Below are 13646 nucleotides of genomic sequence, written 5' to 3'. Positions count from 1 at the left end.
ATTGGAATTCCCTGATGGATACGCGCGATCTGGAATACCTGCTGGCCGTCGAACGGCACGGCAGCGTCGGCAAGGCTGCCGACGCGTTGGGCCTGTCGCAGCCGGCGCTCACCAAGGCCATGCAGCGGCTGGAAACGCAGGTCGGCGTGACGCTGTTCGAGCGAACCGCGAGCGGCATGACGCCGACGCCGGCCGGTGCGCGGTTCGTCGCGCGCGCGCAGCGGATCGCGCTCGAATTCGACGATGCGATGCAGGAGATGCGCGCGATCCGCGGCGGCGAGCAGGGCGTCGTGCGGATCGGCTACTCGCCGACCGTGCCGACCGCGCTGGTGCTCGGCGCGTGCCGGCAACTGATCGGCGAACGGCCGGCCGCGAAGCTGCGGCTGCGCTGCCGGCTCGCGCGCGAGTTGCTCGATCTGCTCGCGGCCGGCGAGCTCGATCTCGTCGTGGCGCCCGCGCCGATTCAGCCTGACGCGACGCTCGTGCGCGTCGAGCTGTTCAGCGACCGCCTGTCGGTGCTCGCCGACGAAGCGCATCCGCTGCAGCGCAAGCGCAGCCTCACGCTCGCCGATCTCGTCGACCAGGAATGGCTGCTGCCCGAAACGACGCTGCCCGTGCGGCGCCAGATCGACGACGCGTTCCGCGCGCGCGGCCTGCCCGGCCCACGCCTGCGAGTCGAAACGGATTTCGGCAGCACGTCGCTGCTGCACCTGCTGCGCGGCACGCCGCTGCTGTGCGTCGGCGGGACCGAGGCGCTCGATCAGCTCAACGGACTGCGCGCGCTCGACCTGCTGCCCGGCGAACTCGACCTCGGACGGCGCATCGCCGCGATGCATCGGGCGGGCGCGTACCTGCCGCCGCTGGTGCAACGCATCGTCGCGCTGCTGCAGGCGCGCGTGAAATAGCCGCCCGCACCTGCCGCGACCATCATTTGCGGGAGTGATGACACTCCCCTTTTTCTGCGGATTTGACCGGGAAGGCGGTGCCGACAACACTAGCCCGCAGTGCCGCACAGACGGCGCGTGCCCGCCTCCCCCTTCAGAGTCCGCCATGTACCCGACCGACACCGTGCAATCCCCGAGCGCCGCCCGGCCGCTCGCCGACCGGCAACTGCGCCGGATCGTCATCGCTTCCGTCGCCGGCAACGCGATGGAGTGGTATGACTTTTTCGTGTACGGCACGGCCGCGGCGCTGGTGTTCGGCCACGTGTTCTTTCCGCCCGGGGCCTCGCCGCTCGCGGGCAGCCTCGCCGCGTTCGCGGCGTTCGCGCTCGGCTTCGTCGCGCGGCCGCTCGGCGGGATCGTGTTCGGCCACGTCGGCGATCGCTACGGGCGCAAGGCGTCGCTCGTGTGGACCCTGCTGATCATGGGCGCGTCGACCTTCGCAATCGGCCTGCTGCCGACCTACGCGCAGGTCGGCCTGTGGGCGCCGGCGGCGCTCGTCGTGCTGCGCCTGCTGCAGGGCGTCGCATCCGGCGGCGAATGGGGCGGCGGCGTGCTGATGATCAGCGAGAACGCGCCGCCCGAGCAGCGCGGCTATTACGCCGCCTGGAGCCAGCTCGGCGTGGGCGGCGGCTTCGTGCTGTCGTCGGCCGCGTTCCTCGCCGCGCAGGCGCTGCCGGACGACGCGTTCCGCACGTGGGGCTGGCGGCTGCCGTTCCTCGCGAGCATCGTCATCTTCGCGATCGGCATTTATATCCGCCGCCACCTGCCGGAAAGCCGCGACTTCGAGCAGGCCGGCAAGCGCGGCAAGCATGCGCATCTGCCGATCGTCGAGTGCATCCGCCGTCACCCGAAGGAAATCCTGCTCGCGATGGGGCTGCGCGTGGCCGAGAACGGCGGCGCGTACATCTTCCTTGCGTTCTCGCTCGTCTACGGCAAGTACGTCGGCATTCCGAACGGCGTGATGCTGACCGGCGTGATGATCGCGATGATCGTCGAGATGGGCGCGATGCTCGCCTGGGGCAGGCTGTCCGACCGGATCGGCCGCAAGCCCGTGTACCTGATCGGCGCGCTGAGCCTCGTCGCCTGTGCGTTTCCGTTCTTCTGGCTGCTCGATACGCGCGTGACGCCGCTCGTGTGGCTCGCGCTGACGGTCGGCACGGCCGTCAGCCACGGCGCGATGATCGGCACGCTGCCCGCGCTCGTCGGCGAGCTGTTCAGCACCGAGGTGCGCTACTCGGGCGTCGCGCTCGGGCACGAAGTCGCATCGATCTTCGCGGGCGGGATGTCGCCGCTGATCGCGACCGCGCTGCTCGCGCGCTATCACGCGTCGTGGCCCGTGTCGCTGTTCCTCGTCGCGCTCGGCCTCGTCACGGTCGCCACGCTGTGCGTGATGCGCGAGACGCGCACCACGCACGCCGACGGTTCGCGCGGCGACGCCGCATGACCGGGCGACGGTCAGCGCCCGGCGGCGTGCCGCGCGCTGTCGAACGCCGGTGCAAGCCCCAGGTGATCGAGCAGCCGCGCGAATTCGCCGAGCCGCTGTCGCATGTACGCGGGCACGTCGACGTCCGCATAGTCATGGAAGCCGGTGCCCGTGCGCACGCCGTCGCGGCCGGATTCCATGTTGCGTACGACGCTCGCGGCCGGTGCGAAGCGCGGGCCGATCTCGCCGGCCAGGTACGTCGACGCGTAGTACAGGATGTCGCAACCGCCCCAGTCGATGAATTCGAGCAGCCCGAGCACCGCGAAGCGCGGCCCGAAGCCAGTACGGATCGCCGTGTCGATATCCTCGGCGCTTGCGACGCCCTCCTCGACCATCCGCGCGGCTTCGTTCATCGCGAGCGCCTGGATGCGCGGCACGATATAGCCGGGCGCCGGCCCGCAGATCACCGGCTGCTTGCCGACGCGTTCGAGCAACGCGGCGAGTGCGTCGACGATGGCTTGATCCGTCGCAGCGCTGCGGCTGATCTCGACGAGCGGCATCAGCAGCGCGGGATTCAGCCAGTGCGCGTTCAGCATCCGCTCGGGGTGCGTGACATGACGCTGCAGCTCGGTGACGACGAACGTCGACGTGGTCGACGCGATGGTGGCGCGCGCATCGACGTGTTCGCCAAGCCAGCGCAGCGCCCCGGCTTTCGCATCGAGCACTTCGGGCAGCGCTTCGAACACGATATCGGCGTCGCGCACCGCGTCTGCCGCGCCGCCGTACGAGACGAGCGCGATGCGTGCGACGACAGCGTCGGCCTGCGCGGCATCGATGCGGCCGAGCGCGATCTGCGCGTGCAGCGGCCGTACCATCTCGTCACGGGTCCGCGCGTCGAATGCCTGCCAGCCGGCCGCGTCGCGCGGCTTGAAGTCGATCAGCGTCACGTCGAGGCCCGCAAACGCGAACACGAGTGCGATCCCCTGCCCCATGCGTCCCGCGCCGAGCACATGGATGCGCGTCACATCGGCGGCCGCCTTCATGCCGAGTACCCCGCGTCGAGCAGCGCGCGCAGCGCATCCTTCGACAGCGCCGCCAGCCCGAGCCGCTCCAGCGTGCGCCCTTCCGCATACAGCTCGCGCACCGCGACCGCGCTCGCGATGCTCAGCAGCCCCTGTGCGACCGGCGTCGGCACGCCGGCCCAGCGCCCGCACGACACGATGAACGACAGCCCGAGGCGGGTGTCTTCGAGCATGTAGCGATGCGTACGCAGATCGATCTTCTCGCGCCAGTCGCCGCTATCGGTCAGCTTGCCGTGCGCGCCGCGCCCGTACATCCACTCGTCGCCTTCGGTCGCGTAGTGATCGGCGAGCGGGAAATGCGGCGCACGGTAGCCAAGCGCTTCGCGCACCGCGATGCGTTCGGCGTCGAGCGCATTCGTCACGCGGCGGATCGACGGTTGCGTGCCTTCGTGATGGATATCCCACGCATCGAAGTGTTCGAGCGGCCCCGCGTTCATCAGGATCAGCGGCGGATGGATCACCGGGCCCGCGTTCATCAGCGCGCCGGACAACGCATCCTCGACCGGCTCGACCGACGGATAGCCCGCGCGCAGCACGTCGAACGCCCAGCCGGCCGCGCTCGCCGGAAACACGCCGGTCGGCAACCGCGTCGCGTATGCGCTGATCACGACCTCGTTGTCGCCATGCTTGCGCACGAGGTACGGCAGCGTGCCCGTTTCGGCGAACGCGACACGCGAACGGTTGCCGGCGTCGGCCGCCGCACGCGCGAACACGATGCTGCCGAACGTGCCGGGCGGCAGGAACACGACCTGCCCGTCCTCCAGCAGCGGCGCAACCTGCGCGGCGAGCGCATCGTGCGACGTGGCCGGCAGCGGCACCACGACGAGCTGCGCGCCGCGCAGCGCGGCCGCGAGATCGTCGGTCAGGCGGATCGCGCCGGGCGCGTCGCCGAGCGGCACCGTCCGCTTGCCGCGACAGTCGGTCACGTTCAACACGCCCAGCTCGCGCAGGCGCGCGTGCGGCTCGCGGTCGCGCCGCCACCACGTCACGTCATGGCCCTTTTCGAGCAGGTCGATCGCCGCCGCATGGCAGCCGTGGCCGCCGCCCAGAACACATGCCTTCATCGTTTTCTCCCGGTGATTGAGTGTTTCCGAGACTACGCGGCCGCCCTCGCCGCGTCGCTTCAAAACGCGCAACGACACGCCCGTTCGCGCAACGCAATCGCGGCGCGGCGCATGGCGCCGCGCCCCTGCATCCGCTACGAGGCCTATCAATGGACATCGCCCTTTCCCGCCATGCGCCGAACCGGCTCGGCACGCTGCAGGCGCCCGACGAAGTCGAACGCGCGGTCGCACACCGGCTCGGGCCGCACCGGATGGCCGCTCACGGCCGCGATCCGTTTCATGCGGAGCTGTACGAAGTGCCGCTGCACCACGGCGCGCTGCTCGAACTCTGCTACGGCCGCGAAACGCGCATCGATTTCGGCGACGATGCCGATCACTTCCTGTTCAGGCTGACGCTCGCGGGTGCATGCGAGCTTCAGGCCGGCAGCGTCGTCGCATGCGCAGGCCCCGGCGAGCTGACCGTGTCGTCGCCCGCGCTCGCGAGCCGCCTGCGCACGAGCCCCGATTGCCGCAACCTCGTACTGCGGCTCGAACGCGGCGCGCTCGAACGCAAGCTGCAGGACATGCTGCAGGCGACACTCACGCGGCCGCTGCAGTTCGATCTCGCAGCCGGCGGCGCGGGCTCCGCGTTCGTGCTGCCGACCTTCGAATACCTGTGCCGCCTCGGCGCGCAGCCGGGCATCGGCACGGCCTCGCCGGTGTTCGGCGCGGACCTCAGCGCGTGGCTGATGTCGCTGCTGCTAACGCACCTGCCGCACGCGTACAGCGACGCGCTCGCACGCGGCACGCCGCCCTTGCCGGCGCACGTGCGCCGCGCGTGCGACCACGTCGATGCGCATCTCGGCGAACCGCTCGCGCTCGCCGCGCTCGCAACGGTCGCGGGTGTCGCGCCGCGCACGCTGCAGCACGCGTTCCGCGCGTTCCTGCACACCACGCCGGCCGCGTACGTGCGCGAGCGCCGGCTCGCCGCGGTGCACGCGGCGCTGCAACGCGGCGACGCGCACAGCGTGACCGACGTGCTGATCGCGCACGGCATCCACGGCTTCGGCCATTTCGCGAAGGCATATGCGCGGCGTTACGGCCACGCGCCTTCCGTCACCGCGAGGCAGACACGATGACGCATCCCGCAACCGGCCGCCCCGCGGCCCCGGCCCGCGCCGAACCTTCAACGAAGGAGGCCGACTCATCGAACGGCCTGCGCGTGCAGGATCTCGATCTCAACCTGTTGAAGACGTTTCGCGCGGTCTACGAGGAGCGGCACGTCGGCCGCGCGGCGTTGCGGCTCGGCGTCACGCAGCCGTCCGTCAGCCACGCGCTCGGCCGGCTGCGGCTGATGTTCCGCGACGCGCTGTTCGTGCGCACCGGCACCGGCGTGGAGCCGACGCCGCGTGCGCAGCGGCTCGCGATCTCGGTCGACAAGGCGCTTGCGATCCTGCAGGACGTGCTCGACGAAGGCTCGCGCTTCACGCCCGACAGCACGCAGCGCGTGTTCCGCCTGCACATGAGCGATTTCGCGGCGAGCGCATTCCTGCCGACGCTGCTCGCCGCGTTCGACCGGCGCGCGCCGGGTGCGGTGATCGAGACGCTGCACGTCGACGAATGCCAGCTCAACGTCGCGCTCGAATCGGGGCGCATCGATTTCGCGCTCGGGCATTTCGCCGATGCATCGAGCCACTTCCAGCGCACCGCACTGCTGCACGAACGTTGCGTGCTGTTGATGCCGCGCCGCACCGCCCAGCGCGTCGGCTTGCCCGACGATTTCGTGCTCGACGGCGCGGCACCCGACGCCCTGCGCTTCGTCGCGGTCACGTCGCATCCGCAGTCGATGCAACTGCTCGAACGGCACGAACTGATGCCGCGCGTGCGCGCGGCGCTGCCCGATTTCATGGTGGTGCCCGCGTTGCTGCAGGACGGCGACTACGCGCTGATCCTGCCGGAGACGATCGCGATCACGTTCGCCGCGCGGCAGCCGTGCGTGCTGTACGAGATCGCGGGCGCCTGCGAATGGGCCGTCAATGCGTACTGGCACCGGCGCTTCGACGCGGACCCCGGCCACCGCTGGCTGCGCGCGCTGCTGCTCGAACTGTTCAATATCGGCGAGCAGGCGCCGTTCGACGCATGGCTCGCACCGCAGCCGCCCGCCTGCGCGTAGCGGCGCAAGCGGGCCCGCCGACACACCTAGAACGACGTGAGGATGCCCGCAACGATCGAGCTCGCGGTCGCGCCCGGCTTGGCGACCGCGACGCCGCCGCCCGCCGCGCCGTTGACGACGAAGCGCGCATGCGCGCCGTTGCGCACCATTGCGGCGCCCGTGTACAGCACCGTGCGCTTCGACAGCGGATAGTCGAAGCGGATGCCGTACGAATCGGCGTTGCCGTCGCTGTCCGCGATCTTCCGGTAGTGACCGACGCTCAGCAGCAGCGACGCACGCCCGATCGGCACCGTCGCGCTCAGCTCCACGATGTCGCTGTGCGGATACGCGCTCTGGCTGTCGATCGCGGTCGCGACGTCGGGGCCGCCGCGATGGCGCATGTACAGCGCGGCGACCTTCACCACGTTGAAGTCGTACGAGATCGCGCCGAGCGTGTAGTTGCCGTTTGCGGCCGGGCTCGTGTCGCCGAGCGCGGACGCCGCCGCCGGGCTGAACTTCTGCTGCATGTAGTCGACGTCGACCGACAGGCCGCCGCGCACGTAGTTGATGCCCGCGCCATACGTATCGCCGAGCGTCGCCGGCTGTCCGGCCGCGCCGTTGGTGCCGCGCGCGGCCATCGCGCGCAGCAGGAAGCCCGCGTAGCGCGGCGACGTGTAGCGCATCGAGTTGCGCACGCGCAGGAACGCCGGCCCGACGAAGTTGTTGGTCGCGTTGCCCCATGCGAGCCCCGCGCCGAGGCCCGGCAGGCTGTACGTGACGAGCGTCGTATGCACGATCGTGTAGAGCTCGCCGAACTGCACGCCGCCGAACGGCCCCGTGATGCCGACCCACGCTTCGCGGCCGAACAGCGCGCTGCTGTTCGACAGCGCACCGCTGCCCGCGTTGAAGCCGTCCTCGAGCTTGAAGATCGTCGCGTAGCCGCCGCCGAGATCCTCGACGCCCTTCAACCCCCACTGCGACGCCCACAGGTTGCCGCTGCCCACGCGCGTCACGTGGTTCGGCCCGGCGTTCGCGTATTCGATCGCGGTGTCGATGCGGCCGTAGAGCGTCACGCTCGATTGCGCGGCCGCCGGCAGTGCGATGCACGCAAGCAGCGCGACAAGCGGTACGGCAAGCCGGTCGGCCCGCCCGTTCGGTTGGTTCATGTTCGTCGTCCCGTAGAAGTGCCGGCGCCGTTCGGCGTCGCGCCGCGTGGTGTGAAGCGCGTTCGCCACAGGGGGCCAACGCTGCCGATAAAAAACGGGCCGAGTCTAGGAACGACAATTTCGGACGTCGACGCAATGCGCTCTATAACGCTTATAGATGCGCCGCATGAGGCGCGCGCGCCCCGCCGCACGCGTGCTGCGCGGCGGGGCGCGCGCACGGTCTCGGTGTTTTCTTTATCCGGGTCGGTAAATGTCCGTGTGGCGCCGCTGTCACTCCGGCTATGGCGGCCGAATTTGGCCGACTACGCTGCGTCTCCGATCGTGTCACCCGCACGCTTTCGCGCCGCGACGGCGCCCGGCCCGCAAGGCCGCTGCCGCGCATTTCCACCGCCCGCTCCTGGAGAATCCGCATGTCCGCATCCACGGCCCGCGCTGCCGACGGCAAGCGCTATACGTACGAATGGTATGTCGTCGTCATCTGCATGCTCGCGTACGTCTTTTCGTTCGTCGACCGCCAGGTCCTCGTGCTGATGATCGAACCGATCAAGCGTGACCTGCACCTGTCCGACACGCAGTTCAGCCTGCTGAACGGCTTCGCGTTCTCGCTGTTCTACGCGGTGATGGGGCTGCCGGTCGCGTATCTCGCCGACCGCTATGCGCGCCCGCGCATCATCTCGATCGGCATCGCACTGTGGAGCGTCGCGACAGCCGCGTGCGGGCTCAGCCAGCATTTCGTGCAGATGTTCATCGCGCGGATGGGCGTGGGGGTCGGCGAAGCCGCGCTGTCGCCCGGCGCGTATTCGATGCTTGCCGACTACTTCCCGAAGGAGAAGCTCGGGCGCGCGATCGCCGTGTATTCGCTCGGCTCGTTCATCGGCGGCGGCGTCGCGTTCCTGATCGGCGGCTACGTGATCGCGCTGCTCAAGCATGCGAGCGCGTTCACGCTGCCGGTCGTCGGGCAGGTGCACGCGTGGCAGGTCACGTTCCTGATCGTCGGGCTGCCGGGGATCCTGGTTGCACTGCTGTTCGCCGCGACCGTGCGCGACCCGCAACGCAAGGGGCTCGCGCAGGATCGCTCGGGCGCCGTGCGGCGCGTGTCGATGCGCGATTCGCTGCGTTTCGTCGGCACGCATCGCGCGACCTTCTGGTGCCACTACCTCGGTTTCTCGTTCTACGCGATGACGCTGTACTGCCTGCTGAGCTGGACGCCCGCGTTCTATATCCGCCGCTTCGGGATGACGGCCGTCGAAGCCGGCTACACGCTCGGCATCGTGCTGCTGGTCGCGAATACGGCCGGCGTGTTCTGCGGCGGCTGGCTCAACGACTGGCTGCTGCGGCGCGGCCGGGCCGATGCGCCGATGCGCGCCGGTGCGATCGGCGCCGCATGCATGGTGATTCCCGCGACGCTCTTCACGCAGCTCGACAGCCTGCCCGCGTCGCTGGCCGTGCTGGTCGTCGCGATGTTCTTCGCGTCGTTCCCGATGCCGACGTCGACCGCCGCGATGCAGACGCTCGCGCCGAACCAGATGCGCGCGCAGATCTCCGCGCTGTTCCTGCTCGTGTCGAACCTGATCGCGCTCGGGATCGGCACGACCGTCGTCGCGCTGTTCACCGATCGCGTGTTCGGCACACCGGCCGCGGTCGGCCATTCGATGTCGATCGTCAACGTCGCGGCGGCCACGCTCGCCGCGCTGCTGCTCGCCGCCGGTTGCCGGCACTATCGCCGCAGCCTCGATCGCGAACGCGGTCACGCATCGGCAGCGGCACCGCTGGCCGCCGGTGCGGGCGACGCGATCGCCGCGCGTTGAGCACCGACGGCGGCCCAAGCATTATCCATCCGACTGATTCAGGCATCGCTTTTTAATCGATTTGATTTATGCGACGCCCCTCCCTATTCTCGATCGCATGACGGCGCGGGCTCTGCCGCGCCGCTTTCCTCCTACCCCACGGAATTTCCCATGCAAGCGAACCGCCACCAGGTCCGGATCGACGCGCTGATCGACGCGGCGCAGGACATCCGCTGTTTCCGGGTTTCGCGCATCGACGGCCGGCCGTTCGATGCGTACGAACCGGGCGCCCATATCGACGTCACCGCGCCGTCCGGCATCACGCGGCAATACTCGCTGTGCGGCAACCCCGACGAGCGCGGCAGCTACCTGTTCGCGGTGAAGAAGGAAGCGCAGTCGCGCGGCGGCTCGCGTTCACTGCACGACGACGTGGCCGTCGGCGCAGAGCTGTCGATCGGCACGCCACGCAACCTGTTTCGTCTGACGGATGACGCGAGCGAGCACGTGCTGATCGCGGCCGGCATCGGCATCACGCCGCTGCTGTCGATGGCGTACGCGCTGCACAAGCGTGGCGCGCGTTATCAACTGCACTATTTCGCACGCAGCCGCGAGCACGCCGCCTTTGTCGACGCACTATCGGCCGAGCCGTTCGCGTCGCACGTCACGTTCCACTACGGCGTCGAGCCCGATGCGCTCGCGGCCGAACTCGGCCGCTGCGTCGCGTCGATCGATGCGCAAGCGCATGTCTACACGTGCGGCCCGGGGCCGTTCATGGATGCGGTCGTCGCGGCCGCCGCGACGTGTGTGCCTGAAGACGCGATTCACCTCGAACGCTTCGCTGCAGAACCCGTCTCCGCCGATGCGGGCCACGCCGAAGCCGGCACCGGCCCGGCCGACGGCTTCGAAGTGCGGCTGCAGCGCAGCGGGCAAACGGTGCGCGTCGCGCCCGACACGTCGATCGTCGACGCGCTCGCGCGGATCGGCATCGAAGTCGATACGTCGTGCGGCGAAGGCGTGTGCGGCACGTGCATGGTGCCCGTCATCGACGGCGAGCCCGATCATCGCGACCACTGCCTCAGCAAGGCCGAACGCGCGAGCAACACGGTGATCTGCTGCTGCGTGTCGCGCTCGCGTTCGGCGGTGCTGGTGCTCGATCTCTGAAGCGGCCGGCGCGCGCCGGCTGCCGTCACGCGTCGTCGAAACGCTCGACGATCTCGGCAAGCAGCGCGCGCATCCACGCATTGCCTTCGTCCTCGTGGAAATGCTCGTGCCAGTGCATCGTCACCGGTGCGGGCGGCAACGTGACGGGCAGGTCATAGAGGCGGAATGCGTTGTCGCGGTTCAGGATCTGCGCGAGCCGCTTCGGCAGCGTCGCATAGAGATCGGTGACCGACAGCACGCTCGGCAGCGCAACGAAATGCGGTACTTCCAGCGCGATGTTGCGGCCCACGCCCTGCGCGCGCAATGCGTCGTCGAGCGCGTGATGGCTGTGCTCGACCGACTTCACGTTCACGTGCGCGGCGCGCACGAACTGCTCGAGACTCAACACAGCGCCGGCCGGCAGCCCGCGCCGGCGGCCCGTCATGCACACGTAGGTTTCCTCGAACAGCACCTGGTGGCGCGTGCGCGGCATCAGTTCCGGCAGGTTGCCGATCGCGAAATCCAGCCGGCTCGCACGCAACGCCTCCTCGATCTCCTCCACCGGCAGCGGCTGCACGCTCAGCGTCACGCGCGGCGCGCGCTCGCGCAGCGCCTGGCAGATCGCCGGCAGGTACGCCATCTCGCCCGCATCCGACAGCGACACCCTGAACGTGCGCGTGCTGGTGGCCGGATCGAAGCGCTCCGCGTAGCGCAGCGCCACGCGCACCATGTCGAGCGCCTTGCCGACGATCCCCGCGAGCTCGAGCGCGACCGGCGTCGGCTGCATGCCCGCGCGCGTGCGCACGAACAGCGGATCGTCGAACAGCGTGCGCAACCGGCCGAGCGAATAGCTGACGGCCGGCTGCGACAGCGCGAGCCGCTCGCCGGCCTTCGTCAGGCTGCGCTCTTCGACGATCGCCTGGAATACGCGCAACAGGTTCAGATCGAGATGATCGACCGACGTCATCGTTGCCTCCATTATTTGCCGTATTTATTGACTGGCTAATTTTAGATCAATTTGACGGATATATAGCATGAGACGAGACTGGGTACTCGATACCGCGCATGACGCGGCCCGATTTCGCGACTCTTTCCCCACGACGACGATGAGCGACATTTCCTACCAGACGATCGACACCCGCGCGTTGCACGGTCTCGCGCAGCCCGACCGCATCGCGCCCGCGATGTATCACGATCCCGCGCTGTTCGAGGCCGAGCTCGACCGCATCTTCTACCGCACCTGGATCTGGGTCGCGCACGAGAGCGAACTGCCGAACCCGGGCGACTTCATCACGACGATGATCGGCCGCCAGCCGGTGATCGTCGTGCGCGACAAGACCGGCGAGATCAACGTGCTGCAGAACCGCTGCCGCCATCGCGGCGCGACCGTGTGCGAATCTCACAAGGGCAACGCGAAGGGTTTCACGTGCCCGTATCACAGCTGGTCGTATGCACTCGATGGCACGCTGCGCGCGCTGCCGTACGGCGACGGTTATGAAGGCGTGTGCGAGAAACGCGACCTGCCGCTCGTGAAGCTGCGCGCCGGCGTGTACCAGGGGCTGATCTTCGCGAGCTTCAACGACGACATCGAATCGCTCGAGGATTTCCTCGGCGGCGCGAAGCCGTGGATCGACCTGTTCATGAAACAGGGCGCCGGCTACCCGATCAAGGCGAACGGCGAACACAAGTTCAAGTTCAAGGGCAACTGGAAGATCCAGCTCGAGAACACGACCGACCTCTACCACTTCCCGGTCGTGCACAAGTCGTGGATGAAGTCGATCGACGACGAGACGGCCGCCGCGATCACCAGCTTCATGACGAGCGAGGATGCGTTCTGCCGCGGGCTCGGCAACGGTCACAGCCTCGCGGTGTTGATGCCCGAGCTGATCGACCTCGACGAAGACGACGGCGCGCCGCTGCCCGAGCGCTTCGCGCCGCTCGCGGCGAAGCTCGCCGAGCGCCATTCGCCGGAGGCCGTGCGCCGCATCGTGCGCTCGCTGATGGGCGTCGGCTTCAACCTGAACCTGTTCCCGAACCTCGCGCTGTCGATGGCGTTCTTCCGCGTGCTGCGGCCGATCGCCGCGAACGAAACCGAGATCCGCCACGTCGCGCTCGCGATGGACGGCGGCCCCGACGAAGCGAACCGCGAGCGGCTGCGCATCCACGAGCATTTCCAGGGCCCGTTCGGCTTCGGCAGCCCCGACGACGCGGAAGCCTGGGAGCGCGTGCAGCGCGGCGCGCACGCGGGCCCCGACGTGCCGATCCTCGTCAATCGCGGGCTGAACCGCGAGACGACCGCCGCAAACGGCGAAAAGACCGCGCATGCGACCGACGAGACCGGCATGCGCGAGGCGTATCAGCAATGGCGCAAGATGATGGAGCAACAATGATGGACGACCGCAACGCCCTCTTTTCCGAGCAGACCTTCGCCCGCGCGGTCGAATTCGTGTGGCGCGAAGCCGAGATGCTCGACCGCCGCGACTACCGCGCCTGGCTCGACCTGTGGGATCCGGCCGGCCACTACGTGGTGCCGATCGACCCCGACACGACCGATTTCGCGGCGACGCTGAACTACGTGTTCGACGACCAGGACATGCGCGAGAAACGCGTACAGCGGATGGTGTCCGGTTACTCGGCGTCGGCGACCGACGCGGCGCGCACGGTGCGCACCGTGTCGCGCTTCACGCTGGAAAGCAGCAGCGCCGGCACCGTCGAGCTGAAATCGGCGCAGGTCGTCGTCGCGTACAAGCGCGGCGTCGCGACGCTGTTCGCGGCCGACGTCACGCACAAGCTGCACGTCGATGCCGAAGGCGAGATGCGGATCGCCGGGAAGGTCGTGCGCCTGATCGACTCGACCGAAGCACTCAGCGCGATCGGCTTCCTGCTGTAAGCCGTGGCCGGTTCACCGC

The 13646-nt window shown here is 69.0% G+C and carries 12 protein-coding genes; 8 read left to right on the top strand and 4 right to left on the bottom strand.

The features are described 5' to 3' along the window. Positions 1–14 precede the first annotated feature (14 nt). A complete protein-coding gene (locus tag OHZ10_RS22075) occupies positions 15–905 on the top strand; it encodes a LysR family transcriptional regulator (protein WP_059237534.1) in 891 nt (296 codons plus the stop codon). 145 nt (positions 906–1050) lie between these two features. After that, positions 1051–2388, top strand: a complete 1338-nt coding sequence (locus OHZ10_RS22070; protein WP_340625274.1) for an MFS transporter — start codon at positions 1051–1053, stop codon at positions 2386–2388. 11 nt (positions 2389–2399) lie between these two features. Here OHZ10_RS22070 and OHZ10_RS22065 read toward each other — a convergent pair whose 3' ends face one another. Beyond that, positions 2400–3410 carry a 3-hydroxybutyryl-CoA dehydrogenase gene (locus OHZ10_RS22065; protein WP_342705794.1) on the bottom strand — a complete coding sequence of 337 codons (1011 nt, stop codon included), beginning with the start codon at positions 3408–3410 and terminating at the stop codon, positions 2400–2402. Next, the gene (locus tag OHZ10_RS22060) at positions 3407–4513 is read right to left on the bottom strand and encodes an NAD/NADP-dependent octopine/nopaline dehydrogenase family protein (protein ID WP_059237537.1); all 1107 of its coding nucleotides are present in this window, start codon (positions 4511–4513) and stop codon (positions 3407–3409) included. Before OHZ10_RS22060 ends, OHZ10_RS22065 begins: the two co-directional genes overlap by 4 nt. 149 nt (positions 4514–4662) lie before the next feature. Here OHZ10_RS22060 and OHZ10_RS22055 point away from each other — a divergent pair, with 149 nt between their 5' ends. Together OHZ10_RS22055 and OHZ10_RS22050 are read left to right on the top strand one after the other, a co-directional pair. Next, on the top strand, positions 4663–5631 hold the full coding sequence (locus OHZ10_RS22055) for an AraC family transcriptional regulator (RefSeq protein ID WP_342705793.1): 969 nt from the start codon (positions 4663–4665) through the stop codon (positions 5629–5631). After that, positions 5628–6665: a LysR family transcriptional regulator gene (locus OHZ10_RS22050; RefSeq protein WP_059237539.1), complete on the top strand. Its 1038-nt coding sequence runs from the start codon at positions 5628–5630 to the stop codon at positions 6663–6665. Before OHZ10_RS22055 ends, OHZ10_RS22050 begins: the two co-directional genes overlap by 4 nt. A gap of 26 nt (positions 6666–6691) precedes the next feature. On the opposite strand, the gene OHZ10_RS22045 is transcribed toward OHZ10_RS22050, so the two are convergent. Then, positions 6692–7810: a porin gene (locus tag OHZ10_RS22045; RefSeq protein WP_342705792.1), complete on the bottom strand. Its 1119-nt coding sequence runs from the start codon at positions 7808–7810 to the stop codon at positions 6692–6694. Between the two features lie 410 nt (positions 7811–8220). Here OHZ10_RS22045 and OHZ10_RS22040 point away from each other — a divergent pair, with 410 nt between their 5' ends. Continuing rightward, on the top strand, positions 8221–9618 hold the full coding sequence (locus OHZ10_RS22040) for an MFS transporter (RefSeq protein ID WP_342705791.1): 1398 nt from the start codon (positions 8221–8223) through the stop codon (positions 9616–9618). 150 nt (positions 9619–9768) lie between these two features. Then, positions 9769–10758 carry a PDR/VanB family oxidoreductase gene (locus tag OHZ10_RS22035; protein ID WP_256086711.1) on the top strand — a complete coding sequence of 330 codons (990 nt, stop codon included), beginning with the start codon at positions 9769–9771 and terminating at the stop codon, positions 10756–10758. Positions 10759–10783: 25 nt separating this feature from the next. On the opposite strand, the gene OHZ10_RS22030 is transcribed toward OHZ10_RS22035, so the two are convergent. Continuing rightward, positions 10784–11704: a LysR family transcriptional regulator gene (locus OHZ10_RS22030; protein ID WP_174992835.1), complete on the bottom strand. Its 921-nt coding sequence runs from the start codon at positions 11702–11704 to the stop codon at positions 10784–10786. Positions 11705–11843: 139 nt separating this feature from the next. On the opposite strand from OHZ10_RS22030, the gene OHZ10_RS22025 reads away from it, so the two are divergent. Further along, entirely contained in the window at positions 11844–13127 is a 1284-nt protein-coding gene (locus tag OHZ10_RS22025; RefSeq protein WP_342705790.1) for an aromatic ring-hydroxylating dioxygenase subunit alpha, read from the top strand. Beyond that, positions 13124–13627 carry an aromatic-ring-hydroxylating dioxygenase subunit beta gene (locus tag OHZ10_RS22020; protein ID WP_059237543.1) on the top strand — a complete coding sequence of 168 codons (504 nt, stop codon included), beginning with the start codon at positions 13124–13126 and terminating at the stop codon, positions 13625–13627. The genes OHZ10_RS22025 and OHZ10_RS22020 overlap by 4 nt, the downstream gene beginning before the upstream one ends. Positions 13628–13646 lie beyond the last annotated feature (19 nt).

Source organism: Burkholderia arboris (genome assembly GCF_038723655.1).
Taxonomy (GTDB): Bacteria; Pseudomonadota; Gammaproteobacteria; order Burkholderiales; family Burkholderiaceae; genus Burkholderia; species Burkholderia arboris.
Note: the sequence above shows the minus strand (reverse complement) of the source record. Positions and strands in the feature narration are given on the sequence as shown.